1 protein-coding gene is annotated in these 1,134 nt (G+C 71.9%); it reads right to left on the reverse strand.

The genetic code is table 11. The annotated features are described in order from the left end of the window. Positions 1-1,134, reverse strand: a 1,134-nt coding sequence (locus tag ACFV6X_RS35550) for a polyketide synthase dehydratase domain-containing protein (protein ID WP_385390559.1), incomplete at both ends; no start/stop codon positions are given.

Here is a 1,134-nt window from a genome sequence, read left to right on the forward strand (position 1 = left end):
GAGGAGGAGGTGTTTGGCGTGGTGGTGGGTGACGAGGTGGCGGGCGAGGTGGGTGCCGAGGGTGCCGGTGGCGCCGGTGATGAGGATGGTGCCTTGGTCCCAGTGGGGGCCGGTGTCGCGGGTGCTGGTGCTGGTGGTGGGGTTGTAGGGGGTGAGGTGGGGGGTGTGGAGGGTGTTGTCGCGGAGGGCGAGTTGGGGTTGGCCGGTGGTGAGGAGGGTGGTGGTGTCGATGGGGGTGTGGGGTGGGAGGTCGGCGAGGACGATGCGTCCGGGGTGTTCGGTCTGGGCGACGCGGATGAGGCCGGTGACGCCGGCGGCGGGGAGGTCGGTGATGTCTTCGGTGCCGATGGCGAGGGCGCCGCGGGTGATGACGAGGAGGGTGGTGTCGTGTTTGGTGTCGTCGGTGAGGAATGTCTGGACGGCGTGGAGGGTGTCGGTGGTGACGTCGCGGGGGGTGCGGCCGCCGGAGACGATTTCCAGGACGTCGACAGCGGCGGTTGGGATGGCGGCTTCGGGTGTGGTGGTGGGGGTGGTGTCCGGCAGGGGCGTCCACCGCACGGTGTGAAGACCGTCGCCGGTTCCGGAGGCGGCTGCGGTCCGCAGGGCGTCCTTGGAGAGCGGGCGCAGCGACAGCGACTCCACCGTCGCCACCGGAGCACCCGCCCCATCAGCCACCGTCATTCCGACCATGTCCGAGGCTTCGAGGGAGAAGCGCACCCGGACCGTGTCCGCGCCCACCGCGTGGACCGTGACGCCTTCCCAACCGAACGGCACGAGGGCCTGCCGGTCCGGGTCCACCACTCCAGGCAGCAGGGTGTGGAGGGCGGCGTCGAGGAGGGCGGGGTGCAGCAGGTAGCGTCCGGCGTCGGCGTCGGGGCCGTCCGGTAGGACGACCTCCGCGAACATCTCATCCTGGCCGCGCCAGGCCCGCTTCAGTCCCTGGAACGCCGGCCCGTAGGCGTAGCCGAGTTCCTCCAGGCGCTCGTAGGCGCCGTCGAGCGGAACTTCCTCGGCGCCCGCCGGTGGCCACGCGGTCAGTGGTTCGCCCTCGACGGTCTCGCCCGCGGTGAGGGTGCCCTGTGCGTTGAGCGTCCACGGGTGGTCACCGGCCGGCTCCTCCCGCTCGGGCCGCGA

It is taken from the genome of Streptomyces sp. NPDC059861 (genome assembly GCF_042731435.1).
In the GTDB taxonomy this organism is placed as follows: Bacteria; Actinomycetota; Actinomycetes; order Streptomycetales; family Streptomycetaceae; genus Streptomyces.